12 protein-coding genes are annotated in these 13,909 nt (G+C 64.0%); 8 read left to right on the forward strand and 4 right to left on the reverse strand.

Going from position 1 to position 13,909, the window contains the following annotated elements:
- On the reverse strand, nt 1-1,875 hold a 1,875-nt coding region (locus VG320_RS29940), incomplete at its 3' end, for an FUSC family protein (RefSeq protein WP_327203700.1).
- A 362-nt stretch (nt 1,876-2,237) separates the two neighbouring features.
- On the opposite strand from VG320_RS29940, the gene VG320_RS29945 reads away from it, so the two are divergent.
- Nucleotides 2,238-3,221: a sulfonate ABC transporter substrate-binding protein gene (locus VG320_RS29945; RefSeq protein ID WP_327203701.1), complete on the forward strand. Its 984-nt coding sequence runs from the start codon at nt 2,238-2,240 to the stop codon at nt 3,219-3,221.
- A gap of 15 nt (nt 3,222-3,236) precedes the next feature.
- On the opposite strand, the gene betC is transcribed toward VG320_RS29945, so the two are convergent.
- On the reverse strand, nt 3,237-4,784 hold the full coding sequence (gene betC / locus VG320_RS29950; protein WP_327203702.1) for a choline-sulfatase: 1,548 nt from the start codon (nt 4,782-4,784) through the stop codon (nt 3,237-3,239).
- A gap of 170 nt (nt 4,785-4,954) precedes the next feature.
- On the opposite strand from betC, the gene VG320_RS29955 reads away from it, so the two are divergent.
- The 6 genes from VG320_RS29955 (at nt 4,955) to VG320_RS29980 (ending at nt 11,049) form a co-directional block, all read left to right on the forward strand.
- Nucleotides 4,955-5,911 carry a choline sulfate utilization transcriptional regulator gene (locus tag VG320_RS29955; protein WP_327203703.1) on the forward strand — a complete coding sequence of 319 codons (957 nt, stop codon included), beginning with the start codon at nt 4,955-4,957 and terminating at the stop codon, nt 5,909-5,911.
- Nucleotides 5,912-6,109: 198 nt separating this feature from the next.
- Nucleotides 6,110-7,267 (forward strand): porin, encoded by a 1,158-nt coding sequence (locus VG320_RS29960; RefSeq protein ID WP_327203704.1) that lies wholly within the window; start codon nt 6,110-6,112, stop codon nt 7,265-7,267.
- Between the two features lie 128 nt (nt 7,268-7,395).
- Nucleotides 7,396-8,397 carry a taurine ABC transporter substrate-binding protein gene (gene tauA / locus VG320_RS29965; RefSeq protein WP_327203705.1) on the forward strand — a complete coding sequence of 334 codons (1,002 nt, stop codon included), beginning with the start codon at nt 7,396-7,398 and terminating at the stop codon, nt 8,395-8,397.
- A 51-nt stretch (nt 8,398-8,448) separates the two neighbouring features.
- Nucleotides 8,449-9,231 carry a taurine ABC transporter ATP-binding protein gene (locus VG320_RS29970; RefSeq protein ID WP_327203706.1) on the forward strand — a complete coding sequence of 261 codons (783 nt, stop codon included), beginning with the start codon at nt 8,449-8,451 and terminating at the stop codon, nt 9,229-9,231.
- 1 nt (nt 9,232) lies between these two features.
- Nucleotides 9,233-10,099 (forward strand): taurine ABC transporter permease TauC, encoded by an 867-nt coding sequence (gene tauC / locus VG320_RS29975; protein WP_327203707.1) that lies wholly within the window; start codon nt 9,233-9,235, stop codon nt 10,097-10,099.
- A 125-nt stretch (nt 10,100-10,224) separates the two neighbouring features.
- Nucleotides 10,225-11,049: a VOC family protein gene (locus tag VG320_RS29980; protein WP_327203708.1), complete on the forward strand. Its 825-nt coding sequence runs from the start codon at nt 10,225-10,227 to the stop codon at nt 11,047-11,049.
- Nucleotides 11,050-11,110: 61 nt separating this feature from the next.
- On the opposite strand, the gene VG320_RS29985 is transcribed toward VG320_RS29980, so the two are convergent.
- Complete coding sequence (locus VG320_RS29985) at nt 11,111-11,926, reverse strand: hypothetical protein (RefSeq protein ID WP_327203709.1); 816 nt, start codon at nt 11,924-11,926, stop codon at nt 11,111-11,113.
- Nucleotides 11,927-12,032: 106 nt separating this feature from the next.
- On the reverse strand, nt 12,033-12,437 hold the full coding sequence (locus VG320_RS29990; protein ID WP_327203710.1) for a response regulator: 405 nt from the start codon (nt 12,435-12,437) through the stop codon (nt 12,033-12,035).
- 327 nt (nt 12,438-12,764) lie between these two features.
- Here VG320_RS29990 and VG320_RS29995 point away from each other — a divergent pair.
- On the forward strand, nt 12,765-13,909 hold a 1,145-nt coding region (locus VG320_RS29995), incomplete at its 3' end, for a HAMP domain-containing sensor histidine kinase (RefSeq protein WP_327203711.1).

Genomic DNA, 13,909 nt, shown 5'->3' on the forward strand with positions numbered 1-13,909 from the left:
GCCCAGATCGTCATCGACGGCTTGCGCGGCGGGCGTCTCCGTCATTGGTGCGCTCGCAGGCGATGCCAGCGCCTGCAGCCACTGCGTGGTGGTCGCGTCGTAACGATCCGCTCGCTCGCGATCCAGCGCACCCGCTTGGCCGTCGCGCAGCACTTCGATCACCGCCGCGGCTCCACAAACGAATCGCAACGCCACGATAACGTCACGCAGGCGTTGAACCCCAGCAGAGCGCCAGCGGCCTTCCAGCAGCATGCGCTCGCGCGCGGTTTCAAGGCGCGTGCTGGCCAGTCCCGCTTCCCGTTGCAGACGATCGAGCGCGGCTGTCGCGCCGCCGTCCATACGCAGCGCAGCCGAAGCAAAGTTCATGTTGGCGGAAATCGCCGCGCCGATGGCGCTTTTAAGCATGTCGTCCTTACGCCCGGGCCACAGGAGGAAACTGGCCGCCACACCCACCGCCGCGCCGATGACTTCGTTGAGAAAGCGCGCAGCGATCAAACCGCCCGTCGGGTGAATGAAATCGGAAATCAGCATGAACATGGGGCAGAGAAAGATCACGAAGATGCCGTAGCTCACCAGCCGGCACGCGATCGCCACCGCCGCCAGCGGCAGGATCGCCAGCACCATGGCGCCGGGGCCTGGCAGCGTCGCCAGCAGCGCCGCCGCAATCAGGCCGCCGATCACGCTGCCGCACGCTCTTTCCAGAATGCGCAACCAGGTATTGGCGGCCATCGGCTGCGTGACGATCAGCGCGGCGAGCGCGCCCCAATACGCGAGCGTCACGTTCAGCCAGGTGCCAATCGCAAAGGCGACGACCGTTGCGAGCGCAACTCTTAACGCGTGATGCCACACCATTGCGTCGATACCGCGCGCGCCCGACGGCGCTACCAGAGGGATTTGTCCGCTGCCGGCGGCGGGCACTGCGCCGGGCCCGGCAAGATGGACCACGGCGCCCGCCGCAAACTTCACGCAGCGCGCCACCACATCGGCCTGACTGGCGACCTGCTGCAAAATCGCCTTCGCCTGCTCAAGCCGCGCATCAGGAAGCGGGCCGTCCAGCAAGGCATGCTGGCTCAGCGCGAGCAGAAGTTGCTGCAGTTCTTCCAGCACGGGCCGGGATTGCACATTGGCGGCCACCGGGCTATTGCGCCGCGCATGCCCAATGGCGATCAGCGCGGAAAAGATCCGGCCAGCCGCATCGATATACGCGCCCAGCCGCAAGCCGTTGCAGGTGTCGAGCGCCGCCAGCGCCCGGCCCCGCTCGATCGACAGGCGTGTGCCTCTGCGATGAACGAGGTCGAAGGTCTGCCAGGCCTGCGCGTCCGCTTCCGGACGCGTTTCCATCGCATACAGAAAACCGGCCATGCTCTCCAGCCTGCCGAAGATCGCCGACAGCGTCAGATTGCCGGATTGTCGAAACGGAATTGGCACGAGGAATACGCAGAACAGCATGGTCCAGACCGAGCCCAGCAAAAAATATCCGCCGAGTTCGAGCGCGCCAGTCAAAGGCCTGGCTGAAGCGATTCCGATCACAACCGCAAGCGATGCGATGAATCCGGCCTGGGCGGGCATTGGACCCAAAGCGGCTTTGTAACTTCGCGTCAACCCGCACAGGAAGACGAGCGCAAACAGAATGGCGAGGCTTGCCACATAGCCCCAGTGCGCCACCCAGGAGGCCATTGGCAGGACAACCGCGCCCATGATCGTGAACGTGCCCATGGCTTTCAGGCGCGCGGCACGGCTGCCCTGCGGATCGCACAGGCAGTTCCAGAAAGCCGCTACGGCGCCCAGCGCGATTTCGGGGCGTGCCAGCCACGTGGCCGCCGCCAGCAGCGGCGCCATCGCCAGCGCGGCGCGCAGGCCTTCGGCGATGCCCACCCGCTCGGGCGTAACTGCAAAGACATGGCCCTCTGCTCTGAACGTCCTGCGACTGACCAACGATACAAGCCTGGCAAGGTTATCCATGGCGCACCCAATTCATGCGGTTGTTGCGGTTGTTGGTGTTGGTCTGCTGGAACTGTACAGGCGTGGCAGGAAACCGGGTGGCGGCACGCCGCCGGAGATGGATTATTTCATATGACAAATCGCTGGACGGGGGGCGCGTCATCCTATTTCGCCCACGCGAAATACGTAGCAGAAATTCTTCGAAGCGATTCGTTGACCGGCGCGCGACTCGCCGAGCATCATGCGCGTTCGCCGTGCATGCACGCTTGAGCTACTCCTACCCAGACCACACTACGATGTCGAAACCTTTTAACGATCACTCGGGCGCGAATGACACGCGCCGTCTGCTCCTCAAAGCCGGCGTGGCAGGCGCGCTTGCCGCGGCTTTCGGCAGCGGCGGGGCGCGTGCGGACGAAAGCAAGGTACTGCGCGTCGGCTACCAGAAGTATGGAAACTTCGTGGTCCTGAAGGCACAAAAGACCCTGGAAAAACGCCTCGCTTCGGCGGGCTACACGGTGCAATGGCTCGAATTCCCGGGCGGCCCGCAATTGCTCGAAGGCCTCAACGCAGGGGCCGTCGATGTGGGCACCGTGGGAGAAACACCGCCGATCTTCGCTCAGGCCGGCGGCGTGGATTTTGTCTATATCGGCAGCGAGCCGCCCGCGCCGCGCGCCGAGGCCATTGTCGTGCAGCAGGATTCGCCGATCCGCACGGTGGCCGAGCTGCGCGGCAAGCGCGTCGCGCTCAACCGCGGCTCGAACGTGCATTACCTGCTGGTCGAAGCGCTCAGGAAAGCGAATGTGCGCTACGACGAAATCCAGCCCGTCTATCTCGCGCCCGCCGACGCGCGCGCGGCCTTCACGAGCCGCAGCGTGGACGCATGGGCGATCTGGGACCCCTACTTCGCCGCCATCGAGCGCCAGGCCAACGCGCGCGCCATCGCCACCGGCGAGGGCCTCGTGAACAACACACAGTACTATCTTGCCGGCCGCAAGTTCGCTGCCGCGCACGCGCCGGTCGTGCATGCGCTGCTCGACGAAATCGCGGCCGTGGACACCTATGCGCGCACCAATATCGCCAGCGTGGCTGCCCAGCTCTCACCGCTGGTGGGGCTCGACGCGGGCACACTCGAAGTCGCGCTCAAGCGCACGACGTTCGGCGTGCGCCCGCTCGACGCGGCGACCTTCGCGTATCAGCAGCAGATCGCCGACACCTTCACCGATCTCAAGCTGATTCCAAAGAAACTGGTGGTCGCCGACGCGCGCTGGGACGCAGCCTGATCGTTTAGCCTTCGCTCACGGTCTGACACGCGGAAAGCGCGCGTTTTCTTCAAGCGAGTCCAGTTCGAGATGGCTGCGGATATAGCGCTCACTGGCGGCGGCGCGCGGCTGCCAGTCCCAATGCTCGATGCGGCCCTGACGGGTAGCGCGAAAATGAAAGCGGCGGCGTCGCTGGCTGGCGAGCACGGCCTCGTGCAAGGCGTCGAGATTCCATCTGCGCGCGACTTCGGCGCGAAGATCCGCACACCGTTGCGCATACAACGGATCGCTTGCGAGATTGCGCAATTCCAGCGGATCGTCGCGCAGATCGAATAGCTGTTCTGGATCCACCGGCGAATAGACATATTTATAGCGCTCGCGGCGTATCATCACGATCGGCGCGAGTGCGCCTTCGCCCAGATATTCGCCAATTGCTTCGTCGTGGGCCGCTTCTGTCGCTTGCGCTTGCAGATGCGGCACTAGGCTGCGCCCGTCGATCGCATCGGGCCATTCGGCGCGGCGTTCGCCCGTTGCCATTTCCACCAGCGTCGGCAACAGATCGACGTGCGAGACCGATGCCTGTACGCGCGCCGGTGCGAAGCGGCCCGGTGCATGCACGATCAGCGGCACGCGTGCGGCACCCTCAAAAAACGTCATCTTGTACCAGAGGCCGCGCTCGCCCAGCATATCGCCGTGATCGGCGGTGAAGATCACGATGGTGTTATCGGCCAGCCCGGTGGCGTCGAGCGTATCGAGGATCGCGCCGAACTGCGCGTCCAGATACGAAAGCGCGCCGTAATAAGCGCGCCGCGCGCGGCGCACATGTGCGGGCGTGATTAACTCACGGTCGATTTCGCACGCCCCGCGCAGGCGGCGCGAATGCGGATCGCTTTCTTCAAAGCCGAGCGTCACTTTCGGCAAATCGATCTGCTCATCTTCGTAGAGATCCCAGTATTCCTGACCGATCGCATAAGGATCGTGCGGATGCGTAAATGAGGCGACCGTCAGGAACGGGCGCGCGTCCTTGCCGCTCGCCTGATCGCGCGCAATATCGAACAGATGCTGACGTACGGTATAGCCCACTTCATCGTCGAAATCGAGCTGGTTCGTGCGCACGCATGGGCCCGCGTCGAACACGGAACTCATGTTGTGATACCAGCTCTGGCGTGCTTGCGCATCGGTCCAGTCCGGCACCCAGCCAAAATCGGCGGGATAGATATCGGTCGTCAGGCGCGTTTCGAAACCGTGCAACTGATCGGGGCCGCAGAAATGCATCTTCCCCGAAAGCGCCGTACGATAACCGGCCTCGCGCAGATAATGCGCGAACGTGAGCGTCTGCGCGGGCAGTTCGGCGGCGTTGTCGTAGGCGCCGATGCGCGAAGGCAGGCTGCCCGCCATCAGCGCATAGCGCGACGGCGCGCACAGCGGACTCGCGCAATAAGCGGAGTCGAACACGACGCCTTCGCGCGCGAGTCTGTCGATGTGCGGCGTCTTCGACACCGTGTTGCCATAGGCGCGCAGCGCAGCGGGCGTGACCTGATCGCCCATGAGGATAAGGATATTCGGATTCGCGTTATGAGCCATAAGCAGGCGTCGATAGAATGAACGATTACGATTGCAGAATGCTTCCTGTGACACCTTAGGTCAGCGGGCACGACGGCGTGAACCCCTTGCGCGCTTATGAGGACATAAGCAAACGCCTGGGCGCGCTCCGTCATGCCCTGAACGCATGCCCCACGAATACCGCCATCGACATGCCCCCGAATCCCGCCCAAGCCCAGCGTCCCTCGCGCGAATCGGCTCAAGACCGTCTGCCGCCGATGCAGGCGCTGCTCGCCTTCGAATCGGCGGCGCGCCTCAAGAGTTTCACCGCCGCCGCGCGCGAGCTGGGCACCACGCAGCCCGCCGTGAGCCAGCGCATCGTGCAGCTCGAAGCCGATCTTCACGCGCCGCTGTTCGCGCGCGGTCATCGCGGCGTGACCCTCACGGCCGAGGGCGAGCGGCTGTTCGACACGGTGCGCACGAGTCTGGAAACGATCCGCGCGACGGCTGCCGGCATCCGCACGAGCCGCGCGGATAACGCGCTCACGATCCTCACCGATCCGGGCTTCGCGGCCTACTGGCTGATGCCGCGCCTCGCCTCGCTCAAGGACGCGATGCCCACGCTGGACGTCAATATCGTCACCTCGCAGGCCGTCTACGATCCGCAAAGCGATCGTGCGGATGTGGCCATCGCGTTTGGCGACGGCAACTGGAAGCCGTGTACCTCCACACGCCTGTTCGCCGAACAGGTCACGCCGGTGTGCTCGCCCGCCTTTGCCGCTGCGCACCGCCATATCGCACAGGCGCGCGATCTGGCCGATCTGCCGCTGCTCCACGTTCATGCGCCGCAGCCCGCGCGCTGGCTGTCGTGGGACGCGTGGTTCGCGGCACACGCGCTACCGCCGCCCGAAGCCGCCTGCAGCGCCACCTTCAACAGCTATTCGCTGGTGATTCAGGCAGCACTGCTGGGGCATGGCGTGGCGCTGGGCTGGACGCCGCTGGTCGACGATCTGATCGGCAAGGGTCTGCTCGTGCGCCTGCTGGATGCGCCCGTATCGACCGAGCGCGGCTACTTTCTGGTGCGCCCGCCCGCGCGCCCCGAAGCGCCTGCGGTGCAGCGCTTTCGACGCTGGTTGTTCAGCGTCTGCGAAACCGAAGCGCTTGCATAAGCGCGCGTTATGACCGAATAACACGACGGTGTCTTCACGGGCGCGACACCCGTGGGCGATAGTGGCAACGCGGATATGCATCCGCCCACGCGAGATAGTTCGGATTGCAAACCACCTGGAGGAATACGCTTATTCCACCAAATGCTAAAGCAATTCGACCTGACGCGATGGTCCTTCTGCCTACCACGCGCCCGAATCATGCAAACAAGAAAAACGATCCCCTTCTCGCCCGCTGTACGCGGCATTGCCGCCCTCCTTGCGCTCGCCGCCGCGCCACTCGCTCACGCACAAGGCAGCGTAACGCTTTACGGCATTCTCGATGCGGGCGTCACTTACGTCAGCAATAGCGGCGGCTCGCATCTGGTCGAATTCGGCGACGGCGTGTCCTACGGCAACCGCTGGGGCGTCAAGGGCACCGAAGATCTGGGCGGCGGCCTTTCAGCCGTATTCGTGCTGGAAAGCGGCTTTCATCTCGGCAACGGCCAGGCCGCTTTTGGCGGTGCGGAATTCGGCCGCCAGGCTTATGTGGGCCTGTCGAATCAATGGGGCACGCTGTCGTTCGGCGATCAGCTCGACATGACTGAGGAAATGGCCTACGCCTACAACATCTCCGCATGGGGCAGCGGCTACGCGATCCATCAGGGCGATTTCGACCGCTTCAACGGCGACCGCCTGCCGAATTCGGTCAAGTTTCTTTCGAAGGATTTTGGCGGCTTTACGTTCGGCGGCATGTGGTCGTTCGGCAATGTGGCCGGCAATTTCCACGAAAACAGCGCCTATAGCGTGGGCGCGCATTTCGTACGCGGCAGCTTTACGGTGGGTGCGGCCTATACGCAGTTGAACAATCCCAGCGGCATCTACGCATTCGACCCTTACGCGATGATCGGCACGCGCACCTTCCTGGACCAGCCGACCGTAAGCGTCAATGCCGCCACGGGCGCCGTCACCGACCTCTATTCGAGCACCAGTTTCCCGGTGGATCGTCAGGGCACCTTCGGCGTGGGCACGAGCTACGCGATCGGCAACGTCACGCTGATGGGCAACTACACGTACACGACCATCAAGGCCTTCGGCAACAGCTCGCACATGCAGGTGGCGGAAGGCGGTGCGGATTGGCAGATCACGCCCGCGTTCAGCGCGATCGGCGGCTACCAGTACACGCATTTTGAAGGCCATCACTGGAACCAGCTTTCGGCGGGCCTGCACTATCTGCTGTCCAAACGCACCGACGTCTATGTGTCGGGCGACTGGCTCAAAGCTTCGCAGGGTGTGGACGCCGTGATCGGTTATAGCTTCGCGCCGTCGAGCACGTCCACCCAGGCGGATGTGCGCATCGGCATGCGCCATTCGTTCTAGTTCCTTCTAACGCGCCAGCGCATATGCAATGCACGTTTGCTTGGTTCGTGCCGCGCAACGCCGACGCTAAGCTGTCCACATCTCTTCTCGAACAACAGTCGCACACAACATACGGGACGCCAGTCAACATGAAACTCAAACGACTCATTCAGGCCATCGCCGCGCCCGCGGCACTCGCGCTGCTCGTCGCGCATGGCACGGCCGCGCGTGCGGAAACCGTCAATATCGCCTATCAATACGGTGCCGATCCCGCCAAGCTCGCGCAGGCCAGCGCCGCCTACGAAAAGGCCACGGGCTGGACCATCAACTGGCGGCGCTTCGACACGGGCGCCGATATTGTCGCCGCGCTCGCTTCGGGCGACATCCAGATCGGCGACGTGGGTTCGAGCCCGTTTGCCGCCGCCGTGAGCCGCGGCGTGCCAGTCGAGGCCGTCGTGCTCAATGCGCTCACGGGCGGCTCGGAAGCGCTGGTCGTGCGTAATGGCGCGCATATCGACAAGCCGCAGGATCTGATCGGCAAGACCATCGCCACGCCGTTTGTGTCCACCGCGCATTACAGCCTGCTGGCTGCCCTCAAGCATTGGGGCATCAAGCCGGATCAGGTTCATATCGTCAATCTGGGGCCGACCGAAACGGTCGCGGCCTGGTCGCGCGGTGAAATCGACGCGGCCTATACGTGGGACCCGGCGCTCGGCAAAGCGCGTGAAAGTGGCCACGTATTGGTGGATTCGGCGCAGGTTGGCAAATGGGGTTCGCCCACCTTCGATCTCTGGGCCGTGCGCAAGGACTTCGCGCAGGCGCACCCTGAGTTCGTGCAGAAATTCGTGGGCGTGACGCTCAATGCGATTTCCGATTATCGCGCCAATGGCAAGGCGTGGACGCCGGCCTCCTCGCAGGTGGCCGCGATTGCGAAGCTCTCCGGCGCAAGTCCCGCCGATATTCCGCAACTGCTCGCGGGGAATCAGTATCCCGATGCGGCGGAACAACGCTCGCCGGCGCTCCTCGGCGGCGGTACCGCGAAGGCCGTGGCCGCGACCGCGCGCTTCCTCGAAGAGCAGAAGAAGATCGATCAGGCGCTGCCCGATTACAGCGCCGCGATCACACCGCGCTACGTAACGGCGGCCAAGTAACTGGATTGGATGCATGAAGGGCGCGCCACACGTGCGCCCCGGGAGTCGAACATGGCGGAGTTGAAAGCAGAACGCGTCAGCGTGATTTACGAAAGCGCGCGCGGTGCGCTCACCGCGTTGCAGGACGTGTCGGTGTCGGTGAAGAGCGGCGAGATCGTCGTGGCGCTGGGCGCGTCGGGCTGCGGCAAGAGCACCCTGCTCTCGCTGCTGGCCGGCTTCCAGCAGCCCACTTCGGGCACGGTGACGCTGAACGGCGCGATTGTCGAAGGGCCGCATGCGAGCCGTGGCGTGGTCTTTCAGGACGACGCGCTGATGCCGTGGCTAAACGTCATCGACAACGTCTCATTCGGCCTGCGCATGCAGGGTGCAAGCCGCGCACAGCGTGAGCGGCGCGCGGCGGAGGTGCTCGATCTCGTCAAGCTTGGTGGCTTCGAGCATCACCGCATCGGCGAGATTTCGGGCGGTATGCGCCAGCGTGTGGGTCTCGCCCGCGCGCTCGCGGCCGACCCTGCCTTTCTGCTGATGGACGAACCCTTGGGCGCGCTCGATGCACTCACGCGCGAGCGCATGCAGAGCCTGCTGCTCGATGTCTGGAAGCAGACCAGCAAGGGCATTTTTCTCATCACGCACAGCATCGAAGAAGCCGTACTGCTATCGACCGAATTGCTGATTCTCTCGCCGCGTCCGGGCCGCGTGGTCGCGCGCCATCGGCTTGATTTTGCGCGCCGTTATGCGCAGGGCGAATCGCTGCGCTCGATTCGCAGCGACCCCGCATTCACCGCCATTCATCTGGAGTTGCTCGACCAGTTGATGCGCGAAACGGAAGGAGCCTGACATGGCGCTCAACGATTCTCCAACGGCGACGTTTTCCACAACTGCAACCGCCGCCGCCCATGAACCCAGTACACCTAAACGTGTACGCAGCGACACGTCGCGCTTTCACGCAGGCCACGCCGCGACAGCGGCGACGCTGGGCTCGTTGCTGGCGCTCTGGTGGCTCGCCAGTCATCTGCAATGGCTGCCGCCCGTGCTGCTGCCCACGCCCGAAGCCGTGCTGCGCAAGCTCGTGCGACTCTATACCGACGGCTTTGACGACGCCACGCTCACGCAGCACCTCGCCGCCAGCCTTTCGCGCATTGCGCTGGCATTTGCGCTTGCGCTCGTCACGGCGATTCCGGCGGGCATTGCCATCGCCACGAGCCGGATCGCACGCGGCGTGCTCGATCCCATCATCGAGTTCTATCGCCCCGTGCCGCCGCTCGCGTATCTGCCGTTGATGGTGATCTGGTTCGGCATCGGCGAGCTATCGAAAGTGCTGCTGATTTATTTCACGATCTTTGCGCCGTTGGCCATCGCCACCGCTGCGGGTGCGAACCGCGTTGCGAAGACCCGCATACTGGCGGCGCAATCGTTGGGCGCCACGCGTTGGCAGTTGCTCGTTTATGTCGTGCTGCCCAGCGCGCTGCCGGAAATTCTCACCGGCGTGCGTATCGCGCTGGGCGCGGGCTGGTCTACGCTGGTGGCCGCCGAACTGATCGCCGCTACCCGAGGCCTGGGTTTCATGGTGTATTCGGCGTCGCGCTTTCTCGTCACCGATGTGGTGATCGCCGGCATCCTGCTGATCGGCGCGATTGCGCTGGTGCTCGAACTCGGCCTGCGCGCGCTGCAACACAAGCTTACGCCCTGGCACGCCGAAGGCTGATGTCTCTTGCCGCGCGCGCCGTCACACTCGCGCGCTTCGCTTCATATCCTTCCCAGCATTGATTGGTTGCGTCGCTGCGTGGCGGGTCCTAGGCTGGTCTTTCACTCTTGTGGAGAGATCCGGTCATGTCCTTGCCGCTCGATCATGTTGTCATTCGCGTTGACGATCTCGAACAGGCCATTGCCGATTTCAGCGAGACCGGCTTTACCGTGCAACGCGGCGGCATCCATGCGGACGGCACCACGCGACACGCGCTGATCGGCTTCGACGACGGACGTTTTCTCGACCTGACGGCCACGGTGCCAGGACTGCGCCTGGCGCGCGAATCGCGCTGGGCGCACGAGGTTCAATCGTCTGCGGAAGGCTTCGGCGATTTCGCCTTGCTTGCGTCGGCTGTACCGGATGTGATCGAGGCTGCTCGCGCACGCGGCCTGCATTACGAAGGCCCGATTCCAGGCGGGCGCATTCGCCCCGACGGTACGCGTATCGAATGGCAGTGCGCCGTTCCCGCCACACGCGACCTGCCCTTGCTATGCAGCGATCTCACGCCGCGCTTCCTGCGTGTGGCGGTCGGCGAGGCGCGGCGACATGCGAATGGCGCGCAAGGCATCGCCAGCGTGACGATCGTCGTGAAGGATCTGGAGGCGAGCGTGAAGCGCTATCGCGCGCTGCTGGGCGGCACCTTCGACGCGCATGTGGCCGCGCTACCGGGCCATGCACTCAGGCTCGCGACGTTTGCGAGCGGGACGGCTACGGTCGTGCTGCTTGCGCCGCGCGACGATACGCCGGCAACCGGCGAGGCGGTTACGCTGGCCGATGCACTGCGGGCACATCTTGCCGCCAGCGGAGAAGGCGTGGTCGGCGTGACGCTTGCGAGCGCTCACGCAAGCAACGCCCGGACCTTGCCGCGCGCGCTCACGCATGGCGCGGCGATTGAGCTTTCCTTTTGATAGGGAAATCATCAAGCCCGATGTGCCTGGGGCTTCGGGATCGAGGCGTTTTCGATCGACATCAGTGCGACGCTGATTCCCTACCCGCCTGCCCTTTCAGCCACGCCTGAATCTTCTTGAGCACATCGGATTCGATACCCAAAAAACCATGCGGAGAATACGCGCCGCAACGTCCTGCAGGGTGGTTATCGCCGTCGCTCGAATTCACTTCGATAAAGTCGTAATGGCGATTGTCCGCCAGCCGTTTCGCGTTATCGGCGGGCGATGCAGGGCACCGATCGCCCGCATTCGACACCACCAGCACGCGGCTTTGCGCGCCGTCCACGTCGAGATCGGCAATCGTTGCGCTGCCCTTGCGCGAGACCGTGACGGGCGACGTCAGCACGAAGGCGTCGGCGATCTTCGGATCGCGCTCCAGCGCATTGCCCACCGAAACCGTTCCCGAGCTAGTTGCGACCAGCGCGATTTTCGCGTTGGGAAAGCGCTCGCGCACTTTGGCCAGCAGCGTTTGCGTATCAATGAACGACTCCTTGCCGTGGCGGAAATCGTCATCGACACCCTCCGGATGATCGGATGGCGTATCGACCAGCACGACCGCTTCGCCATCGTCGATCCAGTGCTGCGCCGAGCGAATCAGGAAATTGCCCTGGAGCGTCGTCGCGCCGCTCGGGCCGAGATGCAGCGCGCCCGGTGTGCCGCCGAACAGCACGATCACCCATGCCGGCTTTTGCGCGGGCGTGGCGATGAAAATGCTTTGCGTGACGCCATCGCGCGTCGGAGAGCTAACCAGATCGCCATGTTCGAGCGGGTTGGCGCGGATATCCGCCGTCGTCGCCATCATGAGACCCGCGGCCAGCGCGCAATAAAGACGTTTCATCTCGACATTCCCTTTCTCGTGCATCCGGCGACGCATTCGGCCTAGGCCGCAGGCGGCACCGTGTTTATCGTTCTGAAAGTCGAATGAAGTCAGAATGAAGGCAGAGCTAGTCCGGCAACCGTTCGTGCGGTCTGCCGACGGGATTGCCGATGGCGCGAAACGGATCGGCCTGCAGCAGGCGCCGCGTCGTCTCCACCAGTTGCTGTACGTCCAGCGGTTTGCGCAGATAGCAGTCGTAGCGCACGAAAGCCGGTGGACTATATTCCCCTGACACGAGAATGACCGGCAGCGACGCCATGCTGGCGCGATCGCGGATCTTCTCGCAGAGCGTGCCGCCCGACATGCCGGGCATGCGCAGGTCCGTGATGACGGCATCCACCGGGCCGTCGTTGAGGATGGCCCACGCCACATGGCCGTCCGCGGCCCCGACGACTTCGAACGCATCGGAAAGCGCGACGGTCAAAGCGCCCAGTAATTCGGAATCGTCGTCAACCACCAGTACTCTTGTCATGATGCGGAGGCAGGCACTGCCGTTAGATAAGGTTCAATCTGCTGAAGATTGTAGTCTCGCCGGGAGAAATCCGTTGGTCTCGCCTGTGATGCAATGCATCAAGCGACGGTGCAATTCCAGCCAGTATTTCAACCAGCATTCCGCCCGATAGCGATCGGCTAAAATTGTGGCAATGGCTCGAGTCCGATAGGGGTTATGAGGGCGCTAACAAACGTCAGCGTCAGCCTGGTCGGTTCCCAGTCCCGGACTTTGCATGCGCATTTTTCATGCAGGCCCAATTTCCGCCGGTTAAATATACGGCTCGAACTGGTCTTTTTCGACTTCTCCATGTTGCCTGTACCCGCCAGGTATTCGCTAACCGATATCCATACCCGCCCGGGCCGCGAGCCGGACTGGCGCGCGCAATCGCAGGCCCTGCTGGGCCTGGCCGCGCTGCAACCGGAGTCACGCGAGACCCTGCTCGCGGGCGTGGCGCACGCGGCGCTCGGACTGTGCTGCGCGGCGTCCGCAGGGATCAGCCTGCCCGAAACCGTCGGCGGTAACACCGTGTTTCGCTGGCATGCGATCGCGGGACGGCTTTCCGCGCTCCAGGGCCAGGCCGTGCCGGCCGCCGACTGCCCCTGCGCGCTCACGCTCGAAGCCGGCAAGCCTCTCCTTTTCACCGCGCTGCTCGACGATTTTCCGGCCCTGGCCACAGCGTGCGAAGGCGTCCAGGAGGCGCTCATCGTTCCGGTGATTCGCGAAGGCCGCAATGTCGGTGCGCTATGGGTCGCATCGATGGAAGACACCTGCAGGTTCGGGCCGGAAGACGAACGCGTTTTGATGGAGCTTGCGCAGGTTGCCGGGGCGTCGCTTGAGATGGCGGGCGCGCGCGACCTCAGCAAGCGCGAAACGCAACGCTATTCCGAAGTCATCGCAGTACTGGCGCACGAGTTTCGCAACCCGCTGGGGCCGCTGGAGAATTCGATCGACGGCTTGCGCAGGCTCACGCCCGCCCAGTCCACGCAGTGGCAATTACTGGACGTGGCGCAGCGGCAGGTCCGGCATCTGAAGCGCCTGATGGACGAGTTGCAGGACGCCGCGCGTCTGGACCACGACAAACTCGGACTGAACCTTTCCGAGGTGCGCCTGGGCGACGTGATCGCCGATGCGCTCGCCGTCATCCAGGAACGCATGAAGGCGCATCGCCACGTGCTCTCGGTCACCGGACTGAACGGCGACATACGCTTCGTCGGCGATCAGGTCCGGCTCGTCCAGGTGGTGGCCAATCTCCTGTCGAATGCCGTGCGCTACACGCCCGATGGCGGTTCGGTCGAACTGTCGATTGCGCTCACGCAGCACGAGGGCCACGCAGAACTGGAGATCGTGGTGAGCGACAACGGTATCGGCATTGACGCGGCATCGCTGCCACGTCTGTTCGAACCGTTTTCCCAGTTCTCCCGGTCCCGCTCGCGCAACGAGGGCGGCTTCGG

Source organism: Paraburkholderia sp., assembly GCF_035948235.1.
Lineage (GTDB): Bacteria > Pseudomonadota > Gammaproteobacteria > Burkholderiales > Burkholderiaceae > Paraburkholderia.

What these genes read in the sequence shown, in the direction of transcription:
- VG320_RS29960 (WP_327203704.1), top strand. Translation starts at nt 6,110, where the DNA reads ATGCAAACAAGAAAAACGATCCCCTTCTCGCCCGCTGTACGCGGCATT.
- tauA (WP_327203705.1), top strand. Translation starts at nt 7,396, where the DNA reads ATGAAACTCAAACGACTCATTCAGGCCATCGCCGCGCCCGCGGCACTC.
- VG320_RS29955 (WP_327203703.1), top strand. Translation starts at nt 4,955, where the DNA reads ATGCCCCCGAATCCCGCCCAAGCCCAGCGTCCCTCGCGCGAATCGGCT.
- VG320_RS29980 (WP_327203708.1), top strand. Translation starts at nt 10,225, where the DNA reads ATGTCCTTGCCGCTCGATCATGTTGTCATTCGCGTTGACGATCTCGAA.
- VG320_RS29990 (WP_327203710.1), bottom strand. Translation starts at nt 12,437, where the DNA reads ATGACAAGAGTACTGGTGGTTGACGACGATTCCGAATTACTGGGCGCT.
- VG320_RS29970 (WP_327203706.1), top strand. Translation starts at nt 8,449, where the DNA reads ATGGCGGAGTTGAAAGCAGAACGCGTCAGCGTGATTTACGAAAGCGCG.
- VG320_RS29985 (WP_327203709.1), bottom strand. Translation starts at nt 11,926, where the DNA reads ATGAAACGTCTTTATTGCGCGCTGGCCGCGGGTCTCATGATGGCGACG.
- tauC (WP_327203707.1), top strand. Translation starts at nt 9,233, where the DNA reads ATGGCGCTCAACGATTCTCCAACGGCGACGTTTTCCACAACTGCAACC.
- betC (WP_327203702.1), bottom strand. Translation starts at nt 4,784, where the DNA reads ATGGCTCATAACGCGAATCCGAATATCCTTATCCTCATGGGCGATCAG.
- VG320_RS29945 (WP_327203701.1), top strand. Translation starts at nt 2,238, where the DNA reads ATGTCGAAACCTTTTAACGATCACTCGGGCGCGAATGACACGCGCCGT.